This window comes from Pantoea sp. EA-12 (assembly GCF_030053355.1).
In the GTDB taxonomy this organism is placed as follows: Bacteria; Pseudomonadota; Gammaproteobacteria; order Enterobacterales; family Enterobacteriaceae; genus Pantoea; species Pantoea vagans_C.
The window spans coordinates 110808-130058 of sequence record NZ_JASGBY010000010.1 but is presented as its reverse complement, the minus strand read 5'-3'; the positions used below and the strand labels follow the sequence as shown (position 1 = coordinate 130058).

14 protein-coding genes and 1 pseudogene are annotated in these 19251 nt (G+C 51.3%); 11 read left to right on the top strand and 4 right to left on the bottom strand.

All coding sequences use genetic code 11. From position 1 onward, the window contains the following. Positions 1–17: 17 nt before the first annotated feature. On the bottom strand, positions 18–224 hold the full coding sequence (locus QMZ30_RS16220) for a hypothetical protein (protein ID WP_283228162.1): 207 nt from the start codon (positions 222–224) through the stop codon (positions 18–20). A 331-nt stretch (positions 225–555) separates the two neighbouring features. On the opposite strand from QMZ30_RS16220, the gene QMZ30_RS16215 reads away from it, so the two are divergent. Continuing rightward, positions 556–765, top strand: a complete 210-nt coding sequence (locus QMZ30_RS16215) for a YMGG-like glycine zipper-containing protein (protein WP_034823502.1) — start codon at positions 556–558, stop codon at positions 763–765. Between the two features lie 71 nt (positions 766–836). Here QMZ30_RS16215 and QMZ30_RS16210 read toward each other — a convergent pair whose 3' ends face one another. Next, positions 837–2207 carry an amidohydrolase gene (locus QMZ30_RS16210; protein ID WP_283228161.1) on the bottom strand — a complete coding sequence of 457 codons (1371 nt, stop codon included), beginning with the start codon at positions 2205–2207 and terminating at the stop codon, positions 837–839. Positions 2208–2550: 343 nt separating this feature from the next. Between QMZ30_RS16210 and QMZ30_RS16205 the strand changes: the two are divergent. The 8 genes and pseudogenes from QMZ30_RS16205 to QMZ30_RS16175 form a co-directional block, all read left to right on the top strand. Next, positions 2551–5544 (top strand): annotated as a pseudogene (locus tag QMZ30_RS16205) (autotransporter outer membrane beta-barrel domain-containing protein); the annotation flags it as partial. A gap of 21 nt (positions 5545–5565) precedes the next feature. Beyond that, positions 5566–6129 (top strand): response regulator, encoded by a 564-nt coding sequence (locus QMZ30_RS25915; protein WP_502921487.1) that lies wholly within the window; start codon positions 5566–5568, stop codon positions 6127–6129. A gap of 158 nt (positions 6130–6287) precedes the next feature. Further along, entirely contained in the window at positions 6288–9701 is a 3414-nt protein-coding gene (locus QMZ30_RS16200; protein ID WP_283228160.1) for a response regulator, read from the top strand. An 833-nt stretch (positions 9702–10534) separates the two neighbouring features. Next, a complete protein-coding gene (locus tag QMZ30_RS16195; protein ID WP_039328663.1) occupies positions 10535–11977 on the top strand; it encodes a cytochrome ubiquinol oxidase subunit I in 1443 nt (480 codons plus the stop codon). A gap of 17 nt (positions 11978–11994) precedes the next feature. Then, complete coding sequence (locus QMZ30_RS16190) at positions 11995–13041, top strand: cytochrome d ubiquinol oxidase subunit II (protein ID WP_283228159.1); 1047 nt, start codon at positions 11995–11997, stop codon at positions 13039–13041. Between the two features lie 7 nt (positions 13042–13048). Next, complete coding sequence (gene cydD / locus QMZ30_RS16185; protein WP_283228158.1) at positions 13049–14809, top strand: thiol reductant ABC exporter subunit CydD; 1761 nt, start codon at positions 13049–13051, stop codon at positions 14807–14809. Next, positions 14806–16452, top strand: coding sequence for a thiol reductant ABC exporter subunit CydC (gene cydC / locus QMZ30_RS16180; protein ID WP_283228157.1), 1647 nt, complete (start codon positions 14806–14808; stop codon positions 16450–16452). The genes cydD and cydC overlap by 4 nt, the downstream gene beginning before the upstream one ends. A gap of 111 nt (positions 16453–16563) precedes the next feature. Then, positions 16564–16734, top strand: a complete 171-nt coding sequence (locus QMZ30_RS16175; RefSeq protein WP_071885740.1) for a YlcI/YnfO family protein — start codon at positions 16564–16566, stop codon at positions 16732–16734. A gap of 540 nt (positions 16735–17274) precedes the next feature. Here the strand turns inward: QMZ30_RS16175 and QMZ30_RS16170 are convergent. Then, positions 17275–17577 carry a hypothetical protein gene (locus QMZ30_RS16170; RefSeq protein WP_283228156.1) on the bottom strand — a complete coding sequence of 101 codons (303 nt, stop codon included), beginning with the start codon at positions 17575–17577 and terminating at the stop codon, positions 17275–17277. Between the two features lie 243 nt (positions 17578–17820). On the opposite strand from QMZ30_RS16170, the gene QMZ30_RS16165 reads away from it, so the two are divergent. Continuing rightward, complete coding sequence (locus QMZ30_RS16165; RefSeq protein WP_283228225.1) at positions 17821–18480, top strand: DUF1345 domain-containing protein; 660 nt, start codon at positions 17821–17823, stop codon at positions 18478–18480. Here the strand turns inward: QMZ30_RS16165 and QMZ30_RS16160 are convergent. Further along, a complete protein-coding gene (locus QMZ30_RS16160) occupies positions 18477–18785 on the bottom strand; it encodes a hypothetical protein (RefSeq protein WP_058972737.1) in 309 nt (102 codons plus the stop codon). The genes QMZ30_RS16165 and QMZ30_RS16160 overlap by 4 nt on opposite strands. 109 nt (positions 18786–18894) lie before the next feature. On the opposite strand from QMZ30_RS16160, the gene QMZ30_RS16155 reads away from it, so the two are divergent. Further along, a complete protein-coding gene (locus QMZ30_RS16155; protein ID WP_058972738.1) occupies positions 18895–19173 on the top strand; it encodes a VF530 family protein in 279 nt (92 codons plus the stop codon). Positions 19174–19251: the final 78 nt, after the last annotated feature.

Here is a 19251-nt window from a genome sequence, read left to right as displayed (position 1 = left end):
GCCTACGCGGATTTTTTTTATTCGCACTGCCGCGACTCTTTTATTAGCAGCATGATGACTTTATCAACCAGATAGGGTGCATGATTGTTCAATTCTGGATCATTACGTAATTGCGAGGCGATATTTAACGCAAATTCGCGCACGTCTCTGATTGTTGTTTCATGCGTGTTCAGGCTAGCTTCATCGATTGGCTTTCGTGAAGCGGGAAATTTAATCACATTCACAGTGCCTCCTTTCAGGTATAACCCAAGGCTAACCGGATAAATATTAATCTACTAGTTGGTAGGCTGCGCGTCAAGCATTCAACCACGCCTTCTGCTCTGTAAGGTATGCATTGATGCGCACCGTTAAAACCAGAGCCTCAGGCCCTGAAATGCCTGGCTTTTCGCCGCTTCGCCAGTACCGTCTTAAAATAGGAATTTTTACCTATCCCCATTTTCGATTTCGCCATAAATTAGCGCCGACGAGCAGTGCAAGCCGCCAATATCCTGGCGCCTTAACAACAATCAAATTAAAACAATGACATTCCATTGAATAATGGTAATGAGGATTTCGATGCTTTTAAAACGCAGCTGCAGTATCGCCATTGTCGCATTAGTGTGTTTGTCCGTCACCGCTTGCGGTATGTCGCATCGTGGCCGTAACACTGCGATTGGTGCAGGTGTCGGTGCAGTCGGTGGCGCCGTATTAACCGGTGGCAGCACCTTCGGTACTTTAGGTGGCGCGGCCATCGGCGGTTTAATCGGACACGAAGTCAGCCGCTAATGTTTAATTCTGCCGCGCAGATTTTGCGCGGCGGAATATATCTATCACATCTATTTCGTCATTCCCTACTATTACACCTTCGCCAGGCTACCAAATACCTGCTTACCGTTATGGAATGTCGCCACTACTGGTGCGACATGGGCAACAGCTTCAGCCGAACAACTCGCAGCGACGAGCATCATGGTTGCCGTATCCTGCGCTTTTGGCCATTGCTGCTCCCCTCGGCTGTTCAGCGGTAACACCTCATTAGTGGCAATACCCAGCGCACGACTCAGTGAAAATTCATCTGGCCCACGATAGAGCTGTGAATAGACGTTGGCTTTTTCCAGCATGCTACCACTGCCAAACGGCTGCCAGTGGTCGGCAATGGTATCGGTGCCTGACCACACGGGAATTCCTGCGGCGCGCAGCTGCGGTAAAGGCATGATGACGCGCCCAATCGGTACTGTGGTGGCAATGCTGAACTGCTGCTCCTTCAGTTCCTCAATCATCGCATCCAGCTCTTTACCCGAGAGTGTGCCTAAGGCGAATGCGTGGCTGATCGTCACTTTGCCTTTTAGCTGCGGATTTTCACGCACCGTTTTCAGCATGTAACGGATCGCCGCCACGCCGTGGGGCTCAGTTTCATGCAGGTGAATATCAATCGGGGCCGCAAAATCCAGTGCGATGCTGAACATGGTATCCAGCGACTTCTCCATCGCGCCGTCCACATTGGTGGGGTCCAGCCCGCCAACATAGTTAGCCCCCATTTTCATCGCCTCTCGCATCATGCCCTCGGCATGTGAGCGCAACAGGCCGTGCTGAGGAAAGGCCACAATCCTGGCGCTGAAATCACTGCGATGACTGGCAATGGCCTGCTGGAGATGGGCTAAACCCTCCAGTTTGCTGATCGGGTCAATATTGCAGTGGCTGCGCGCTTCGGTACTGCCTTTCGATTGCAGTAGACCAATCAGCTTTTCCGCCCGCATTTCGGAGGTTGGCACCAACTCCGGCAGGATCTGCTCTTCCTGATGGATCATATCGATAACGCTTTTGCGCGGCAGCGGGGCGCGCCAGCCTTCACCATAGAAGGTTTTATCGAGATGAATGTGCATATCTCGCGTGGCGGGCAGCAGAATGTGGCCACCTGCATCCCAGGCCGGAAGAGGACTGCTAAATCCAGAGGTATGGATAGCGGCGATACGGTCACCGTTGATCTCAACATCATATAAGCCGGTACGGGTCGCGGTGATGACATCCTGCTTACGAATGAATCCTTCTTCGAGGCGGACATTGCGCAGCAGGTAATGGCTGACATTAATCGAACTGTGATTTTCCGGCACACAGGTTTGTGCCGCGGACGCACGGCTGGCTAAGCCCGTGCCAAGCAAAGTGCCTGCAGCGGTTAACTTGATGCCAGAAGTGAGAAAGTCACGGCGATTGCCGGCAGATAAGAGGCTCATGTTTTATCTCCTTGTAGGGGAGATTTACCCTAAAGAAGCAGATAGCGCTGTGCTGTGATTTTTTCCACTGATGGCTATGGGGAAAATTAATGATGCAGAGTGAGTATTGTCTAAAACGTCGCCTACATGTCAGCGCAAGGATGATAGTACAGCGATAAAAGGCATAGCTATTCATCAATAATCATCCGTCTCACGCATTCATTGCCGTTAATCCCCCGAATATCAGAAAAATGTAGTCCAATACCTACAACCAACTTCCTTCCTGCTGATTCCGTCCTACAAGGCAATTGTCTAAATTTCCCGCGATCAATATTTCCACTTCTAATCGACTATCCGGGAAAGTATGAATACTTCAAAACAAACTCGGCGCTATGCGCTCAGTGCACTCAGCCTTGCCATATTCTCAAGCTTTGCATTTTCAGCTGATAAAACCTTATCAGCCGATAACACCGTTAAAGATACAGCCAATGATTCCTACAACGTTGACAGTATGAACGTTCCAGCAATACGCGCTTTTAACAATGGTGTTATTAATGCAGAGAACACAACAGTTATGACAACCGGAACTTATGCTGATGCAATAAGAGCCGAAGCAAATAGCATCATTAACTTTAGCGGCGGGACAATTACGACTCACGGCGGGGCAGCAAGTGGTTTATATGCAGCAGGTGGTACCCTGAACGCCGGTCGTAGCAGCAACGGTCAGGGAATTCAGATAAATGTTACTGGCCGTGGTTCGGCGGGTATCCGATCTGCGGCAGGAATAATCACAGCAGACAGCGTCACCATTAATCACACCGGCACGGTGGGAAGTGTTGATATTGCCAGTGCCGTAGAAGCTGACCCTAATTCTTCTATTACGTTGACTCACTCCAGCCTGAATACCACCCAGGACCAGGTTCATGGGGCACTAATCAAAGGGGCGAGTACCTTATCCCTCGGCAATAGTTCTGTATCTACACAGGGAGGTAACGCACACGGATTACAACTTCTCTATGGTGCAAAAGGATTGCTGTCGGAGTCAGACATCCTGACCAGCGGCATCTCATCGCATGGTATCCGGGCGAGCAGCACAAGTGAGGTTATCGTTCAGCCTAACGGAGCTGGAAATAATTCACTCATTCACACCACGGGCAATTCTTCACGCGGCATCTATTTGTTGAACGATGCTCAGGCTGATATTGACGGCATCACCATTATTACCGACGGCGATCATGGTTCAACCCGCTGGGGCGCAGACGGTATTGGTGTGCAGAATAATGCCAAAATGACGCTTAAAAATGCCGACATCCACATAAATGGCAATGATTCCAATGGACTGGATGCGCTGGGCGCAGATCCAACTGGCGCATTCAATCAGATCGATGCCAGTAATACTCTGATAGTCATGAACGGGCAAGGAGGAAAAGGCGCCTATGCCTACGGCGGGAACAACGCCATCAACCTTAGCAACAGCCAGGTTGAGACTAAGGGTAGCAATAATGTGGCTTTAGCCGCGCGGTCTGAACAATCCAGCGTCAACGCCAACCAGAGTCTGTTGAAAATTACGGGTGCGCAATCCGGTGGGGTCAGTGCCAGCGAAGGGGGTACTGTAAACCTTAACAACAGTGAATTGCAGCACACGGGCCTGGAAGGTTATGGCATCAATGTCACGTCTGGTGGCACAGTGAATGCGACAAACAGTCTGGTCAATGTCAGCGGTCAGAACAGCAATGCCCTGACAATGAGTGGCGGGGAAATCAATTTAAACGCCACGCAGGTATCGGCGCTCGCCGGTAACGCGATGAGTTTCCTCAGCGATATTTCCACCGTGACTGCCAGCAACGGCAGCTTGTTGAAAGGTGACGCCGTGAGTGCGGAGGGGGCAACCTCTAACATCGTCCTGGATAATGCCACCTGGCAGGGCAACGCCAGCGAAATTACCTCGGTAGATATCAAAAAAGGCGCACAGTGGGTCACTAACGGCAGCTCTACCGTCGGTGCGCTGGATTTGGATAACGGCAGCGTAATCTTCGATCCGGTATCCTCCTCCGGTGAACAGAATCACTCCAGCACCCTGACTGTCCACGGGAATTACAACGGTAACAACGGTTTGATTGCCTTCAATAGCGTATTAGGCGATGACAACTCGGCAACCAATAAACTGATTGTCGAAGGGGATACCAGTGGCAGCACCAACGTCTCAGTGAACAACCTCGGCGGCCGGGGCGCACGTACCTATAACGGTATCGAGCTTGTCCACGTCGACGGTGAGTCTGCCGGGCAGTTCAGCAAAACCGGGCGTATTGTAGCTGGTGCTTACGAGTACGACCTGGCGCGCGGTGAGGAAAATAACAGCAAAAACTGGTATCTGATAAACGCGGGTGAATACGGCAATGGTGGCGGTGACAATGCCGGTGGCTCTGGTGGTGGCATTGGTGATGGCGGCATCAGCCCAACCACCCCGACGCTCCGTCCAGAAAGCGGCAGCTACGCCGCGAACCAGGCAGCAATCAACAACCTTTTTATGATGCGTTTGCACGATCGTTTGGGTGAAACCCAGTATATCGATGCGCTGACGGGTGAAAAGCGCGTGACCAGCATGTGGCTGCGCACCGTGGGCGGTCATACTCGCCTGAACGACACCAGCGGACAGCTTAAGGCGCAGGAAAACCGTTATTTGGTGCAGTTGGGTGGCGACGTGGCTCAGTGGAGCCGTGACGGCCTGGACCGTTATCACCTTGGCCTGATGGCGGCTAAGGGGCAGCAGTGGGGCAACACCCACTCGAGAGTGACCGGCGCGCGCTCAGATAACAGTGTGGATGGTTACAGCGTTGGCGCGTATGGGACCTGGTATCAAAACGATGCTGAAAAAACCGGTACCTACGTGGATACCTGGGCACAGTACAGCTGGTTTGATAACAGCGTAAGCGGTGAACAGTTGGCAACAGAAAAGTACAAATCATCGGGTTTGAGCGCATCGGTGGAAGCGGGGTATACCTGGAAACTGGGTCAACGAAGCGAGCGTGAAAGCTACTTCTTGCAACCGAAAGCACAGGTGGTGTGGAACGGCGTAAAGAGCAAGTCGCATACCGAGCAGAATGGAACTCAGGTGACGTTTAATGGTGACAACAATGTAACGACCCGATTGGGTGTGCGGGCATTTATCAACGGTCACAATCGCATTGATGACGGCAAACAACGCGATTTCGAACCCTTTATCGAAGCTAACTGGATCCACAACACGGCAAACTACGGTGCATCTCTTGACGGTGTAAGCAATAACGTGGCGGGTACGCGTGATATTGGTGAAATCAAAGTAGGTGTGGAAGGAAAAATCAACCCGCGTCTGAACTTGTGGGGAAATGTAGGACAGCAAATGGGTGGGAAAGGCTACCAAGTCATCGCTGAATCAGGAGATGGCGCTGAGGTCATCCCATTAGTGTATCAACATGATCCGGATATCTTAATTCTCGATATTGATATCCCCAACATTAACGGTATTGATGTCATTGATATGCTGCGTAAATCTGGCTATAAACTACCCATTATTGTCATGAGTGGAAAAAATGCCGATCACTATGCGCTTCGCAGTGCGAAAATCGGTGCGAACGGTTTTATCAGCAAAAAAAATAACCTTGAAGACCTGATTAATGCGGTTAAAACGGTGAGTTCGGGCTATGGCTATTTTCCGCTAAGAATGCATGACACACAAGTCATTGATAATCAGGTAGATGACAGGGCGCGTATTCAAAGCTTATCGGCACGTGAGTTTCAGGTTCTGCAATTTCTGGCGGAGGGAATGGAAGTTATCACCATCGCCACGCGTATGAAAATCAGTAATAAAACCGTCAGTACCTATAAATCCCGACTCATGGATAAACTGGGACTAAAAACACGTAAGGATTTGCTCGATTTTACCCGCCGCAATCAGGTGTCTTAATGGCCTTATTCGTAAGACTCCTTGTCATCCTGTCTCTGATATTTTCATTTTCTGTGTCTGCCGTTCTCACTGAAGGGCAGGCACTTATATTTCGCCCTAATCAACAACTGGAGCCAGTCAGTCTCGATTTACCCGACGCCTCCTGGCGCTGGTTGGGAATGAAACGTGAGTTGAGAATTGGCATTTGGGCAATGGAAAAGCCACCGATGCTGATGGTGCATAAAGACGGCGTCATTCGTGGGCTGCTTCCAGAGTTAAGTCAGTTTATGACTCATTCACTCGGCCTCACAGTGCAATTCATCTGGTATAACGACCATGATGCTGCACTCAGGGCCGTTCAGCGAGGGGACATTGATGCCATGCTGGATCGCGGTGCGGCACAGCCAGAGAGTGGACCGCAACTGACCTTTACCGAACCGCTGTTTGTCAGCCACCCCGTTGTAGTGAAATCCTCTATTCGCGCTTTTCAACCGGATGTCACTCCGCCAGTGATTGCCGTACCGAAAAATTTTGTCACTTCAACGCGGCTTCGTCAGCATTTCCGCCTTGCACAAACGGTGGCCTATCCCGATACGCTGGCGGCATTGGCCTCCGTGGCCAATGGTAAAAGTCATCTGGCCGTGGGTGACATGATTACCAGCAATTATCTGATTGAGCACCATTTTGCCAACAGTCTGACGATTGAAAATACACTCGATTTACCGGCCAGCAGCTGGTACCTGGCGCTGCGTAACGATCAGGGCGTATTACGCCAGATCATCAATGAAGTGATGCGGCAGATGTCACCCACGACGCGTGAACTGCTGCTGCGCCGCTGGGACCAGGGGGCGATGAACCAGTTCCTCACCAGTGCGCTACCGTTAACGAATGAAGAAAATGACTGGTTGGCTCAGCATCACAGTGTGAAAATTATTGTCACCCAGTTTAACGCGCCTTTTATGCTGTTTGATAATCAGCACAATTTCTACGGCATCACCGCCGACGTCCTTAAGCTCATCCATCTGAAAACCGGGCTGCAGTTTATTCCCGTTTCTGAAGATGATGTCACAAATATCCCTGAGCGTCTGGCGGAACCCGATATCAGTATGGTCGGGTCGATTCTTGCCAGTCCGGAGCGTGCCCGACAACTGCTATTGACTAACCCGTTTATGTTCTCGCCAAACGTGTTAGTGATGTCAGAGATGAATCATGCTGAACCCTGGTATGCGAAAATGCGAGTGGCGTTGCCGGCGGGACATGCTGCTGCGGCATGGTTGAAAGTACATCACCCTGACGTTCAGGTTATCCCGGTCAGTAACTCGGCGGTGGCCATGCAGATGGTGGCGGAAGGGAAAGCGGATGGTGCCGTCAATACACTGATTAGCGCTGATTACGTTATTGCCCGCTATTACGTCGGTCAGCTTCGGGTGGCCGAATTGCTGCCGATGCCACAGGCAGAAGTTTCACTCGGCGTTAAGCGCAGTGAGCCAGAACTTTACGGTATCATCAATAAAGCCCTGGATGCGATTCCGCCAAAAATGTACAGCGAGATCATCGCTCGCTGGCAAGGCACACCTGAAGCACAGTTCCGCACCTGGTCGGTGTATCGCACCCAGTTCTATCTTGTCGCTATCGCCGCACTGCTGTTAGTTGCCACGTTTTTCCTGTGGGGGCTGATCATGCGCCGCCGTGTGAAACACAAACAGCTTGACGAACAACGTTTGCAAGCAGAGCTGAGTTTTCGCGACCGTCTCATCAACGGACCGCCTCGCCCGGTGTACGTGATCAACCGTGACGGCATCATTATTCATTACAATCAGGCGTTTCATGACTTTTTTGGCGATGCACAGCAGACTCTGCTTACGCTGCCTCTTTATGATCGTCGCAATCCATTAGGCGAAATTTATCAGAGTATTATTAACCGCATCGCCGATAACCAACCCTGGACAGAGACAGTACAAGAGCAGGAGTTTGTACTGGACAGCAAACGCGGTGAGCGACGCATCACGCACTGGTTAACGCCTTACAGTGAGTCACTTGAAAGCCCAACGGGATGGATCTGCGGCTGGCAGGATGTCACTGACTATCTGCTGTTACTCGATAATTTATCCAAAGCCAGAGAGACGGCAGATCTTGCCAACCGCAGTAAGAGCCAGTTTCTCGCCACCATGAGCCATGAGATCCGCACGCCGCTTAGCGCGATTATTGGTCTGCTGGAGCTGTCGGTGCATCAGCCGGAAAGCAGCGACCCGCGGATGTTACGCACGGCCTATGATTCCGCGCATTCGTTGATGGGATTGATAGGCGACATCCTGGATATGTCGAAAATTGAGTCAGGCAAACTGGTGTTGAATCCGGAGTGGTCGACCATTGAGGCGGTTGTAAAGCCGGTCATTCGCGTTTTTGATGGCCTGGCCCGCCAGAAAACACTCACGCTGAACCTGCATCTTGAGCAACCCGTACCAAGTGAACTGTATATCGACCCGTTGCGGTTGCGACAGGTGGTGGCCAATTTTGTCAGTAATGCGGTGAAGTTTACCCATCAAGGACGCATAGATGTCGTTGTTTCTCTGGTACCTGATAACGAGGGGCATGCCCGGCTCTCCATTAGCGTGCAGGACACAGGCGTAGGGATAGACCCATCCAGTCAAAAACGTGTTTTCCAGCCTTTCGAACAGGCAGGAGCCGATGATGCTGCGGGCACAGGACTAGGCCTTTCCATTACTTCTGAACTGATAAAGATGATGGCGGGGCAACTGACGCTGGAAAGCATGCCGGGTGCCGGTACCCAGATAGGCGTCGAGCTGAATGTGGATTACAGACCGGTGGCTGCTGTCAGCGAAGCATCGATATTGGAGGAAACGCATCTCAATAAACGCCTACAGGTTCTCATTGTTGATGACCATCCAGCCAACCGGCTGCTGTTGGGTAAACAGCTCGCTCTACTGGGGCATCAGGTCGTGGAAGCTGAAGACGGATTACAGGGATGGCAATGTTGGCAGCAAGGTGCCTTTGATTTAATCATCACTGACTGCAACATGCCGGTAATGGATGGACTGACGCTGACCCGCCGTGTACGTGCCAGCCAACACTCTGCGGTGAAAATCATCGGAATGACGGCCAATGCACAGGAGAGCGAGCGACAACGCTGCCTGGATGCGGGTATGGACATCTGCCTGTTCCGCCCATTGGAACTCGGTCGCTTGGAGCAGGAGTTAGTAAAACTTTGGCCAGACGAACATGACATGCAATTGAAGGACTGGATGGACCCTAACGTTATGGATGCGTTTTTACCGGACGATAGCGTTAGCCGCGCGGCGTTTCTCTCACAGGCGGTGGTTGAGGCCCGTCTGGACCTGATGCAATCCCAGCAGCGGCTTGCTGCCGGCGATTGTGAGGGGCTGGCGCGCCATCTGCATCGCATCTCTGGCACTTTCCAGGTTCTGAAAGTCAACAAGATCCTTGATGAGATCGTGTTTTTGGAGGAGCTGGTCAGTGAAAATGAGGAGGAGGGGATTCTGCAAACGCGACTGGAAGAATTAGCGGCCAACCTTGAGAAATTTGATGAGGCGATAAAGAAGAGCCAATGCTGAATGTGATATCGAAGAATGTAGCAGGAACGAGGAGTTAAAGAGCAAGTGTGCGCACATTGTTTATATTGTGTTGCCGGGTGGTGTATTAAATGGAGTGAGTTTATAAAATTGTTAATGCAATTATTAAACCTTCACAAGGTAATAATTGTTCCTTGTCTGTTAAATTAATTAACATCCGCTGTTATAGAAAAATATCAAACGATCCATTGTTAATTACCTGTGTCATTAATGTTGAGTGGGTGTCTCAATAATTTGTCACTCAGATAAACAATGCTGCATAATGACTATAGTTGTTATTAGCCATGCACTTATCTAAGTCGTCTAAACTTGTTTCATATCAATGAAATTTTATGTTATTGAAACTAAATAAAAAAATCCAAATCCGCTTGTGTGTGACTCTTCGCAACACATTGATTTAACTGCAATCAAATCCCGACCAAAAAACACCCATTAGCTTTTTGTTACAAGTTACCCCTGTAATTGGGGTGCCTTTGTGTAAGTGAGAATATAGAATAATTTACAGAAGTTTTCTTATCTCGAGCATGCTCCATCGCTTATTTCCGTGAGTTTCACCTGCCAACAATCAGTTCACATTGTTGATTGTTTATTTGTGCTCATTCAGGGGTAAGCACCGCAGTGGATATTATATTTTTCAGCCAACGCCTGTCTGGAAAATATACTGTCGGTTGCGGATCGTAGATAAGTGGAAGACGACAGTGTGACACCTTTTCTACTTGTTATGCCTGAGCCTGGCTCATCTCACTTGTATGACAAGAGAAACGGCGCTGCGTTGCCGTTAACTAACACGGTCACTCATATATAAGAAGATAGTCATGTTAAGTAACGATCTTACATCGCTGATCACGCGCATAGACTTCGCGCTAATTTCATCTATTCACATCATTTTTCCTCCGCTAACCATCGGCCTGGCAGCACTGCTGTTCTTTTCTGAGTTGATGTGGGTTCGTAAGCAGGATGAGAAGTGGTATCGACTGTGTCGCTTTTTTGAAAAGCTGTTCATCGTTAACTTCGGTGCGGGTGTCGCCACCGGCGTCACCATGGAGATGGCCTTTGGTATTCTGTATGGCCGTTTCTCCCAGGCTGCCGGTCCCTTCTTCGGCCAGGTTTTAGGCTATGAGACCATTACGGCCTTTATGTATGAAGCCGGATTCATCGGTCTGATGATTTTTGGCTGGGGCAAAATCAGCCGTGGCATGCACCTTTTCGCCACATTCAACGTTGCGCTCTCTTCAACGCTTTCTGCCATGTGGATTCTGGTCGCCAACTCGTGGATGCAAACCCCAACGGGCGTTGAGCTGCACAATGGCATCTTCATTGTCACGGACTGGTTGGGAGCATTGTTTAACCCGAATGCGCGCAGTGCTTTCCCGCACATGCTGTTGGCCAGTTTTGAGCTGTCGCTTTGTTTTGTGGTGGCAACTTGTGCCTGGTTCGTATTGAAGCAGCGCCATGTTGAACTGTTCCTGAGACCGCTGAAATACGCGCTGGTGGCACTGGCGGTGGTCGCTGCGGCACAGATTTATATGGGTGACGTCTTGGGTGAAGATACCCTTGAGCACAAGCCTGCTGCGCTGGCCGCGATGGAAGGTCATTACGACACTTACGATGCTAACGGTAACGTCAACAGCGCCTGGCACATCCTTGGCTGGCCAAACAAAGAAGGCACCGGTCTGGCATGGTCTCTTGATATCCCGCACGGTCTGAGCCTGATTGAAACCAAAACCTGGAATGGTCCGGTGAAAGGTTTGAACAGCTTTGCGAAAGATGAACAACCGCCAGTTGTTTTACCGTTCTACGCCTTCCGTGTGATGTCGGGTGCAGCTGCTGCGATTCTGGCCGTTGCGGTTTGGGGTCTGTGGTTAATGGCACGTCGTCGTATGACGGTTGAACTGGCGCCACGCAATAAGCTGTTCCTGTTACTGGCTGTCGTCATGGTAGTTCTGCCTTACCTGGCCGTGATTGGCGGCTGGTGGACGCGTGAAATTGGGCGTCAACCGTGGATCGTTTACGGCCTGATGCGTACTGAAGATGGTATGAGTGCGATGACCTTAGGTCTGGCTATCTTCTGGCTGGTGGGCTTCGCCATCTTCGAAACGGCCGTCGTGGCGGGAACCATCTGGTTCCTGGCGAAGGTGGTGCGTAACGGACCGGACTTGACCAGCAAAATACCGGGCGAAGGGCATGAACATCTGGGGCACCTTGAGATGCCAGCCAGTGGTCACGCCGATCATCCTGAATACATCCGTCCGGTTTAAGGGGAGCAGAGACACTCATGGACATTAATTCTTCACAGCATTTCCTGATCATCGCATGGTGGTTGGCATTTGGTATCAGCGTTCTTTTATATATCGCTCTGGATGGCGCCGATTTGGGCGCAGGGATCTTCTCGCTGTTCGTGCGTGACCATGATGAACGTGGCGCGATCATGGCAGCGATGGCTGGGACCTGGGATGCCAACGAGACGTGGCTGATCGTCGCCGGGGGTATCATGTTCGGTACTTTCCCGTTTGTGTACGGCTCCGCGTTTAGCTATTTGATGGTGCCGATGGCGCTGGTGTTATGGGGCATAATGTCCCGCGCAGTCGCGCTGGAGTTCCGCCACCTTGCGTCACCTTTCTGGCAGAAATTTTCAGATGGCATTTTCGGTGTTGCCAGTCTGGCGGTGACCTTCTTTGGTGGCATGAGTGTCGGTGCCATCTTGCAAGGTTTTGGTCTGGACCACCCAACCCAAGGCGTACCTCACTATATCGGCGGTGCGTTCAGCTTTGTCTCTGCTTTCTCCATCTGGACGGGTGTGGCTTCCTGTGTCGCCATGACCTTAGCGGGTGTTCTGTTTGTCCGTGCTCGTTTTGAAAAAAATGAACCTATCCGTCAGGATGCCGCACGTTGGACGGCGGTAATTTTCTGGCTGGCGATTGCTGCAGTTGTGATTACCTGGGTGTGGAGTGCGGTGCTGTTCGACTGGGCGCGTGCTAAGTGGTTTGGTCCACACTTCTGGATCTGGGGTCTGTTTGGTCTGCTTGCGCTCTACTGCATTGAGCAGGTGCGTCGTGACACCCTGAAAGACAAAGATTTCGCTGCCGTGCTGTGGTTCAATGCTGCCGCTGTGATTCTCGGTTTCGGCATGCTGATCACCATGTTCCCCTATATTGTACCGGGCACATGGACTATCTGGGATGGTGCAAGTCCTCAGGTTTCGATGATCACCTTCACCATGACCATGGGTGGATTTGTCCCGGTCATGCTGATGTATAACTGGTACCAAATCTGGGTATTCCGAGGCCGTATCTCGAAACTGGTCGGTCACGAGGGGCATTAATCGCATTATGTCTGCTAGTCTTCCCCCTAGTGGAAAAGCAGCCCGCCTGGCTGAGCGGTGGCTTTCGAGCCTCCGCCGCCAGGCGGGCGGTTTATTTTCATTATCCATCAGTATGGCGGCGATCAATGCGGTACTGATGATCGCTCAATGCTGGCTTCTGGCCTGGTTGATTAATCAGGCGGTGATGCACGGCACAGCATTCTCCGGATTCATGCCTTATCTGTGGTTGCTGCCTGTGGTGATGTTGCTGCGGGCTGGCGTCGATGTCTTACGCCAGGGCTTTGCGTTTGAAGCTTCTGCTCGTATCCGCCAAGGCTTACGCGGCATGTTACTCGACCGCATCGCCACTTTGGGTCCCGCCTGGAGTCAAAATCAACGCACCGGTAGCATTGCCAGTTCACTGGGTGAAGGCGTTGAAGCCATTGAAGCCTATTTCTCCGGATTTCTGCCTCAAAAGATCATCATCGGCATCGTGCCGCTTGCCATTCTGGTCGCGCTATTTCCCTTCGACTGGGTTTCCGGTCTGATCATGCTGATCACTGCACCGCTGGTCCCGCTGTTTATGATTGTGGTGGGTAAGGGCGCGGAGAAGATGAGCCTCAAGCAGTGGCATAAACTCAGCCTGATGAGCGCCCACTTCTTTGACGTGATCGCCGGTTTGACTACGCTGCGCCAGACCAATGCCGCACGCCGCCAGGCAAATATTATTGCGGCTATTTCTGACAGCTATCGTCAAACCACCATGAAAGTGCTGCGTCTGGCCTTTCTCTCTTCTCTGGTGCTGGAGTTTTTCGCCACCATCAGTACCGCCATGGTTGCCGTGTATGTTGGCTTCCGTCTGTTTTACGGTGAGATGGGCTTCTTGCCCGGATTGTTTGCATTGTTGCTGGCGCCGGAATTCTTCCGTCCACTGCGCGATCTGGGCACGCACTATCATGCGCGCATGGATGCCATTGGTGCGACAGAAGGGTTCCTCGCGATCCTGAATGCTGAACTGCCATCGTCCGCACAGGGCAAGACATTGCTCTCCACGCAACCGCGTGAAATCAGCCTTGAGGGTGTGAGCTATCAGTATACAGAGGGTGGCGGCGTCACGGATATCTCCTTCACTTTGCGACGTGGCGAAACGCTGGCGATTGTCGGGAGCAGCGGGGCAGGTAAAACCACGTTATCGCGTTTACTGCTGGGCTTTATCACGCCAGCTTCAGGACGCATCGTTATCGATGGCTGCGATCTTTCATCGCTTGATCTTGCCGCATGGCAGCAGCACCTGGGGTGGCTGCCACAGCGGCCAACGCTGTTCGCCGGCACGATGACGGAAAATATCCTGTTATCGCGTTCCAATATCAGCCGTGATGCCATCGAATCCGCAGCGCAACTGGCACAGGTTGACAGTTTTATTCAGACACTTCCCGGACGTTACGACTACACCGTAGGAGATGGCGGGCAAGGGCTATCCGGTGGTCAGATTCAGCGTATTGCGATGGCCCGCACCGTGTTGAACTCGCCTCCGATTGTGATCCTTGATGAACCAACGGTGGCTCTGGATCGTCATACGGCACAACAGATGATTGCGGCATTGCGTGACAAATTACCCGAGACGGCAAGCTTGATTATTACCCACGATACCGAAATCGCGTCGACGGCTGACCGGGTAATTGTTCTGGAGCGTGGTCGAATGGTCGAATCGGGTACGCCGCAAGCATTGCTCGACCAGGCTGGCGTATTCGCTGAGCTTGAGCGGCTGCAAAAAGGAGCGCTCTCATGAATGATCTCTGGCATCTCTTGCGCCTTGCGCGGCCATGGCGTTTTCGCATGGCGATGGGCGTTTTGCTCTCAGTCATTGTAATTATTTCCAACGTTGCGCTGCTCGCTTTGTCTGGTTGGTTCATTGCTTCTATGGCGCTTGCTGGCATAGGCTCACTGGCGCTGGAGTTCTTTACTCCAGCAGCGGCGATCCGTGGTCTTGCCGTATTACGCACCTTCGCGCGATATCTGGAAAGACTGGTCACGCATGATGCCACACTGCGGCTGTTATCCGTGTTGCGCGTCTGGTTCTATCAACAAGTGGCTCCGCTGGCACCAGCACGATTACAGGATTTTCGTGAAGGGGATGTTCTTACGCGTTTCCGCTCAGATATCGATAGTCTCGATAATTTCTATCTGCGCATCTTAACGCCGGCTATCTCTGGGTTCATCTCTGCCATCATTATTCTGGCGGGGCTGTACTGGTTTTCACCCACCGTAGCCCTGATTGATGGCGTGGTGTTGAGCCTCGCCGGGGTGATTGTGCCTTATATCGTCGCTTCGTTAACCAAAAGCAGTGGCAACCAGATTGCACTGGGCCGTTCGGCAGTGCAGGCGGCTTCAACCGATTTGATGCGTGGTCTGGGAGAGTTGCAGGTTGTCGGGGCTGTCAGTCATCAAACCGGCCATTTGCGTCAACTTTCTCAGCAATTAATTGGCGCACAGCGTCAACAAGCGTGGGTCAGTGCCAGCGGCGGGGCGATCTGCGCATTGATGGGACAACTTGGGTTATTCATTGCCTTCGTGCTGTTATTCGCTCCCGGACAGGCGGGCGGTCTGACTCCCAGTGAGATCGTCATGTTGCTGTTCACGGTGCTCGCCAGCACTGAAGCGGTGGCCGGATTGCCTGCGGCCTTCGCGGCACTGGGCACGACACGTGAAGCAGCGCGCCGTTTGTTCTCGATGACGGAACTGACACCCGCGATCGCATTACCGGAAACCAGCTCGTTGCCAGAAAGCAGCGAGTTGACCTTTGCATCGGTGACCATGCGCTATGCGCCTGAGTCACCAACGGTATTGGATCAACTAAGTTTCACGGTGCCCGTTGGCCACTGTCTGGCCGTTCTTGGCCCGAGCGGCGCTGGCAAAACTACGATTCTGAATCTGGTGCAAGGATTCTGGGACACCACAGACGGTGAGGTGTTGATAGGTGGGCATCCAGTCAGGTCGCTCTCTGAAGAGACATTGCGTCAGATGATCTCCGTCGTCAGCCAGAAGACCTATCTGTTCAATGCCTCTATCCGTGACAACCTGCGACTGGTTTCGCCTGATGCGGATGATGATGCGTTGTGGGATGCACTGACTCGCGCCGCTTTAGCTGATGAAATCCGTCGATTCCCGCAGGGACTGGACGCCATGGCAGGGGAATTAGGTGTCCGTCTATCTGGCGGTCAGACTCGCAGAATGGGAATTGCCCGCGCGTATCTTTCAGATGCACCGATTGTCCTGCTGGATGAACCGACCGAAGGGCTGGACGCGGTAAATACCGAATTAGTCCTGAACAGTTTAAAAGAGTTGATTAAGGGTAAAACCACGCTGTTGGTGACCCATCAGATTCAGCCGCTGTCGCTCGCCGACAGTCGGTTACTGCTTGATATTCAATAACAAGGGCAGGGATCTGAAGTTTGTAAGATTGAATGTTTGCTCGGGGGAGACCCGAGCCATTTTCGTCAATACAACAATAAATTTTGTGAGACAACTGACAAGGGATAAATCATGGATAAAATGACCAATGCCAAAACCCGACGAAAACATATTCGTTTTCCTCATCTGCTGATTGATCAGATTGAAGAGAGTATGAAGCTGGAGAACAGCCAAAACTTTTCAGCCTGGGTGGTGGAAGCCTGCCGGCTGAAAGCACGGGAAGCCAATAGCGGAAAGAAGTAATTAAATATTTTCCCATCAGTGGCACGTCTTTATCGCGAGAGGTGTTGCTGATGGGGGGATCGTGTGAAATGTCTGCTTCAATAGGTAGCCTAAAGCGGCCAGGGTTGCCATTTCGCCCGGAGGCGTTTTCATCTGAAATTGGGTTCCCGTTGCTAAGGACGCGAATGAACCTGATGTCATCACCGATATGGTCGTCGGGAGAGGACGAGTGCCAGGGCTGCGAAGCAAATATATCAACACCAGAATGAAAGTGAAAGGCGGTTCAGCTCTTTGTTCGACATGGTCACCAGCATCAGCAGAGATCTCCCAGAAAAGGTGGCAAACGCGCCGCATCTGGGGATAACAACATAACCAGTCCAGGCAAACATCCGCATCTCCAGAACGGCCAGGTCAGCTTTGCCTCTATAATTTAAGTGCGCATAATCATGATTATGTTAAATAAGATATCTGGTACGCACTAATCATGGGCTCACGACATTCCCTGCCATCACTGACTTCCGACCTTCAGCTGTCCTCTCTTCTTTCTGACACCACTCGTCATCATCTGAACCCCTCCGTAATATCCGTCAACCACTTCCCGTAACGCCGTATTCGTTCGATGGTCGTTTCCAACACGATGGCATATCGTGGGCGTTCAACAGGTTTAACGCAATTGATCCCTCTTTCCGTTAGCGCCTTCCAGGCTGCTAATCTCACTTGAAAGACATAATCATTTTTCGCCAGATATTGTAATGCCTCAATGCTGCGTGTATCAGAGCATGTCTTTATTTCCTTTATGAGATTCAACCGCTTATGGAAATCTGTCTTATCTTTCAGAATGGTTTCCACTTCATCAAACTGCACAGCTACCTTCTCTAAAAGTCTATAAAAACAGCGTCGCTACGCCAATCCTTGCGGGTTAAGTCTCACGTTTATCTACAGAATTCACGTAGACGCGTCTCAAATGAGGCCTATTTATTTATCACTCGTTTTGTCAGATTTCGCCGTCACGTCATGTTCGCCACCAGAATCGAGCCCGCGTTAACCTGGCTAAGCCAACAATCGTCTACAGTTAAGATACTCAATCTCTGGGAAATTATGCCCTCCATGCCCTTTTCTCTTATGCCTCATCTTTTCGCGCGCCTGCGACTGCTGATCTCGGTTGCGGCCGGGATCATCTGCTATTTGTTACTCCCTGCACAATTGGGCGAAATGCAGCGACTACTGATTGGCTGGAATGTGCTAGCCTGGCTCTATTTATGGTTTCTTTGGTTTCGGATGTTGCGCACTGACTCGGGGGAAATCAAACGTATTGCCAGGATGCAGGACCAAAGTGCGACGCTGGTACTGGGCATGGTGATCTTGGCTTGTATGGTCAGTATTGTGGCCATTATGAGTGAGTTGCCCACGCTGAAAAGCCTGCATGGCACGCCCCGAGTTATGCATCTGGTGCTGACAGCAATGACGCTGATTGTTTCATGGGCGTTGCTACCCAGCTCTTTCGCCATGCATTACGCCCATCAACATTACCTAAGAAAAAGTGACAGCGTCACCCCAATAATCTTCCCTGAAAAGCCTGATGACCCTAATTACTGGGATTTTCTCTACTTCTCCTTCACCATTGCGGTCGCCTCACAAACCGCCGATGTGGCAACGGGCACCACTGAGATGCGCAAACTGGCGCTGCTTCAATCCGTGATCTCGTTTATCTTCAATCTGGCCATTCTTGGATTATCCGTGAATGTCGGCGCCGGGTTACTGAGCTAACGGCGGCCCTTAATCACCGAGGCTGACCAGTTGAAATCATTAACTTCACTCGCCGATTGTGCTTCCGGTTTTTTACGGCGAGTGGGCGTTTTCTTTGCTTTGTCTGCTTTCGCTTTCTCTTTGGCCAGTTTGAGGGTCATAACCTGTTGGCGCGCCTCTGCGGTGTACTCTTTTTCTTTCTTCGCGTCAGGCTCTTTACCGCTGCGCAGGCGATGTTTTTGCATCAGCCCTTTGAAAATCTCATCCACTTCTCCTCGCTCAGCCTCATTAAACTGATCGATTGAAATCATTTTCTTATCGCTCATCGCGTCTCTTCCTGTATAAATGGCCCGACTTCAGTTTACATCATTGCTGCACGCTCGGCTTTCTTGTAACCTTGCCCGCCAATCTCTCGCCTGTAAACAAGGATTCATCATGACCGCACACCCTTCTAAAGATCCGCTGCACGGCGTGACGCTGGAAATGATCGTGAATGCACTCGTGGCCCGCTATGGTTGGGATGAACTCGGCAAGCTAATTAATATTAACTGTTTTAAAAACGACCCCAGCGTCAAATCCAGTCTGAAATTTTTGCGCCGTACGCCGTGGGCTCGCGCGGAAGTTGAAGCGCTGTATCTCGATTCACTGGATCAGCCCGCAGACAACAATGCGGAAGCGCCAGGATTTAACCCATGGACTGAAGGACGTAAATAACGCAAGGCCATTCGATTAACAACCTTGCCAGCGTCATCACATTTTCCAATGACCCCTCGCCTTGTAACTTCACATCTC

Coding starts and splice junctions, on each gene's coding strand:
- cydC (WP_283228157.1), top strand. CDS start 14,806: ATGAATGATCTCTGGCATCTCTTGCGCCTTGCGCGGCCATGGCGTTTT.
- QMZ30_RS16155 (WP_058972738.1), top strand. CDS start 18,895: ATGACCGCACACCCTTCTAAAGATCCGCTGCACGGCGTGACGCTGGAA.
- QMZ30_RS16175 (WP_071885740.1), top strand. CDS start 16,564: ATGGATAAAATGACCAATGCCAAAACCCGACGAAAACATATTCGTTTT.
- QMZ30_RS16165 (WP_283228225.1), top strand. CDS start 17,821: ATGCCCTTTTCTCTTATGCCTCATCTTTTCGCGCGCCTGCGACTGCTG.
- QMZ30_RS16195 (WP_039328663.1), top strand. CDS start 10,535: ATGTTAAGTAACGATCTTACATCGCTGATCACGCGCATAGACTTCGCG.
- QMZ30_RS16200 (WP_283228160.1), top strand. CDS start 6,288: ATGAAACGTGAGTTGAGAATTGGCATTTGGGCAATGGAAAAGCCACCG.
- cydD (WP_283228158.1), top strand. CDS start 13,049: ATGTCTGCTAGTCTTCCCCCTAGTGGAAAAGCAGCCCGCCTGGCTGAG.
- QMZ30_RS16210 (WP_283228161.1), bottom strand. CDS start 2,207: ATGAGCCTCTTATCTGCCGGCAATCGCCGTGACTTTCTCACTTCTGGC.
- QMZ30_RS25915 (WP_502921487.1), top strand. CDS start 5,566: ATGGGTGGGAAAGGCTACCAAGTCATCGCTGAATCAGGAGATGGCGCT.
- QMZ30_RS16160 (WP_058972737.1), bottom strand. CDS start 18,785: ATGAGCGATAAGAAAATGATTTCAATCGATCAGTTTAATGAGGCTGAG.
- QMZ30_RS16190 (WP_283228159.1), top strand. CDS start 11,995: ATGGACATTAATTCTTCACAGCATTTCCTGATCATCGCATGGTGGTTG.
- QMZ30_RS16215 (WP_034823502.1), top strand. CDS start 556: ATGCTTTTAAAACGCAGCTGCAGTATCGCCATTGTCGCATTAGTGTGT.